We start from the raw sequence: 3,080 nt of genomic DNA on the forward strand, positions 1-3,080 counted from the left end.
GATCGGATGCGGTGCGAAAACATTTAGGTGGGATCGAACTACAGAGCAAGGGTGATGACAGTCTCTATACGCCCGCAATGACAGCCAAAACTTACCAGCGGGTACTAGAATTGGCATCAAAATTGACCGCTCAAGGCTTTACTGTGATTTTGGATGCCAAGTACGATCGACAGGCTTTGCGGGCTGCTGTGGTCGATTTAGCCACCGATCGCGGGATACCTTTGCAGATGATTCACTGTACTGCACCTGCGGATGTATTACGCGATCGATTAATTCAACGAACTGGGGATATTGCCGATGCGACGGTAGATTTACTTGCCAGTCAACAGGCGGCTTGGGAAGAGTTTACGCCAGCGGAAAGCAAATATGTAATGACGGTGGATACTACTCAAGATCTTACGCTCTTTCTAGAGCAACTTTAGGCGCGATCGATCGGGTGAAGACGAGCGCAGTAAGACTAGCGATGAGCAGATAAGAACAAGTAACGATCGCGGAATCGATGTAGTTATCTATTGCTGGAGAAAATACTCGTAAAATAAGAATAGCCCCACCAATCAGATCGACACTACGGGGATACTTTAAAGACACAAATTTATCGATCGACATCATGACACAATCCACAGACCAAGATCTCAAAGAAATTAAAACTGCGGTGGAGGAGAATAGTAAAGCGATTGCTACTCTTACCGCCTCTATGACTGGATTGCGTGAGGAAATGCGGGTGGGACTTGCCAGATTAGAGGGACAGATTCACAATCTCGAAACCAAGCTCGATGGCAAGATTGATGTTGTGAAAGGGGAAATCAGAATAATTGATGTCAAGCTAGAGGAACGTACCCGGATTGGATTTTGGGGGACTTTGGTGCGGGTTGTTCCCTTATTAATATTGGCGGGTTTGGCGATCGCTTTTTGGTTTTCTTGAGGTTGGCTTACTACGGCGGAGATCTACCCACCCCGCCCGTTGGGCACCCCTGTCTTGAAAAGGTGCTCTACTTGGGGAAACCCCAAGACCGCACTTTTCGCTCCGAGGAGGGGATTTTTTCGATACAGCTCGCTTTGGTAGGAATTTGGGGGATACAAAAGTGTTGCGAGGATTTAGTCTTCGAGTTCCCAGAGATCTTTGGGGGTGTCGGGATCGATCGGGCGTTTGGGATGAGTAATCAGGACTAACTTGGCGAGAATCGGCATCGTGGGTGGCTGCTCGAACCATTCGATCGCCAGCTTACCATCGCGATCGATCGCAAAATAATCGAACTCAGTCCATTCTGTCGCACTGCGATCGAGAATCACGATCGTTTCTGGTGATTCGGTGGTATTTTTCAGTGCTAAATTTTTGAGATCGCCAATCACCGCGATCGGATCTTCAGCTTTACACAATACGCCCCAACCTGGAAAAGTTACCCAACCACCAGCCCAATTACTCTTCACGATTTGGAAAGAACCAGTCGCGGCAATTTGGGGCACATCTGCCAAAACGCTACTCTCAAGCGGAAATTCGCCAGCAACGGGAATCGTGCGCGGTAGCTCCTCATCAGCCTGTAAGCGATAAACGGGTAGTGCTGGGGCAGTCTTTTTTGGCGGTGCTGTCAGCGCGGTGAGTAATTTTTCGATCTGATTGCGGGCACTTTGACTGTGAGCAAACATCAGCCCCCGCGCGATCAGGCGAGTTTTTTCAGTCAGATCGCCTTGTTGCTTGATATACCGCCAGTACTGATAAGCCACGGCATCGCCGGGATGATGGGTGAAACCCTCCGGCGGCTGGCGCATGTACGCAAACTCTTTAAATGCCTTGGCGACTTCTTTCGAGCCTTCTGAGTCGATATTGCGGGCGTGGAGATAGTCCGCTGTCGCCGCCCGATCTGCTTGCGAGAGAATTCGCAGCTCGTACAGACTATCGCTACCCACGCGCTGGTAGTGAGCTTCGGTTGCGGGAGCTACTCCGACACTGATGAGACTATCGAAAACTTGAGCGCCTACAATGATTTGATTTTGCTGAATCGGTTCAAATCCAGTCGCCTCAAAAATTTCTTGGGGATTGAGTCCTGATTTCTGAAGTTGTTGGCAAGCTTTACCCCAGCCTACCCAGTTGCCTTCTTTGCGCCGCAACATTAGCAGCAGGGCTTCTGTATCGATGGGGGGCTGGTTGTCGGTAAGTTCTGTCATGGTTGGGTCTTTTGGATCGATAGATCTCTAGTATCTTACGTTGGCACAACCTCTGACAATGCGAATCGATCGCGATCTGTTCATTTGGCGATAGGATGGGCACGTTAAGAGTAGCAATTGGGTAGCTAAGTCATGGTTAATCTTATTCAATTCACAATTACTTAATGCGTATACAACTACTTCCTGCTGTTTGCGGTATCGGTATCGCCATCCCATTCATCCAGATTGCACCCAGCCAAGCTCAGCAACAATCGCCAGTTACCACCCCGACGCTCTCATCTAAAGAATTTGCCACAGATCGAGTTGTCTCGATCGAAACCAGAACTGGGCAAGGTTCTGGCGTGATTATCAAACATGTCGGCAATACTTATACGATTCTTACCGCCGCTCATGTTGTCAACGATCTCCGCAATTTGCCATTGACGATTACCACACCCGATCGACAACAATACTCGATCGATCCTAGCGCTGTAAAACTTGCTCCTAATTCATTCGATTTGGCGACTGTGACTTTCCAAAGCGATCGCAATTATACCGTCGCCACAGTCGGCGATTCCCAGACAGTCGCCAGAGGACAGCGCATTTTTGTCGCCGGATTTAGGGCAAACTCATTACAGTTTTATCCTGGTACCGTTGTCGCCATCAGCCATCAACCACAAGCTTATGGCTACGGGATTGCCTTGGGTACTGCAACGATCCTGCCTGGAATGAGTGGTGGGGGTTTATTTAACGACACGGGTAGCTTGATTGGGATTAATGGGCGGAGTGTCGGTACGACAACTGTCAGTGCCAATCGCGTTGGCGTAGCCTCTCCCCTGGAGAATCGCGTCAAGCCAGTCAGTGGGCTAGCGATTCCCATGAATACATTCACGCAAATTGCCAGTCAACTCAACGTTGAAATCGAGCCAAAGCCACCG

At 49.4% G+C, this 3,080-nt stretch carries 5 protein-coding genes; 3 read left to right on the forward strand and 2 right to left on the reverse strand.

Annotated features, from left to right (window positions below):
* Positions 1–422: AAA family ATPase (locus RMO35_RS13385; protein WP_309741797.1), on the forward strand; the 422-nt coding region annotated here is incomplete at its 5' end.
* Here the strand turns inward: RMO35_RS13385 and RMO35_RS13390 are convergent.
* The gene (locus RMO35_RS13390; protein ID WP_309741798.1) at positions 397–588 is read right to left on the reverse strand and encodes a hypothetical protein; all 192 of its coding nucleotides are present in this window, start codon (positions 586–588) and stop codon (positions 397–399) included. The two genes, RMO35_RS13385 and RMO35_RS13390, sit on opposite strands and share 26 nt — an antisense overlap.
* Positions 589–607: 19 nt before the next feature.
* On the opposite strand from RMO35_RS13390, the gene RMO35_RS13395 reads away from it, so the two are divergent.
* Positions 608–922: a hypothetical protein gene (locus RMO35_RS13395; RefSeq protein ID WP_309741799.1), complete on the forward strand. Its 315-nt coding sequence runs from the start codon at positions 608–610 to the stop codon at positions 920–922.
* 173 nt (positions 923–1,095) lie between these two features.
* Here RMO35_RS13395 and raf1 read toward each other — a convergent pair whose 3' ends face one another.
* Entirely contained in the window at positions 1,096–2,163 is a 1,068-nt protein-coding gene (gene raf1, locus RMO35_RS13400; RefSeq protein ID WP_309741800.1) for a RuBisCO accumulation factor 1, read from the reverse strand.
* Positions 2,164–2,327: 164 nt separating this feature from the next.
* Here raf1 and RMO35_RS13405 point away from each other — a divergent pair.
* The coding region (locus tag RMO35_RS13405; protein WP_309741801.1) for a serine protease at positions 2,328–3,080 on the forward strand (753 nt) is incomplete at its 3' end.

It is taken from the genome of Chamaesiphon sp. OTE_20_metabat_361 (genome assembly GCF_031364565.1).

Excerpts from the sequence above, each read along its gene's own strand:
- raf1 (WP_309741800.1), bottom strand. The coding sequence starts at position 2,163 with ATGACAGAACTTACCGACAACCAGCCCCCCATCGATACAGAAGCCCTG.
- RMO35_RS13395 (WP_309741799.1), top strand. The coding sequence starts at position 608 with ATGACACAATCCACAGACCAAGATCTCAAAGAAATTAAAACTGCGGTG.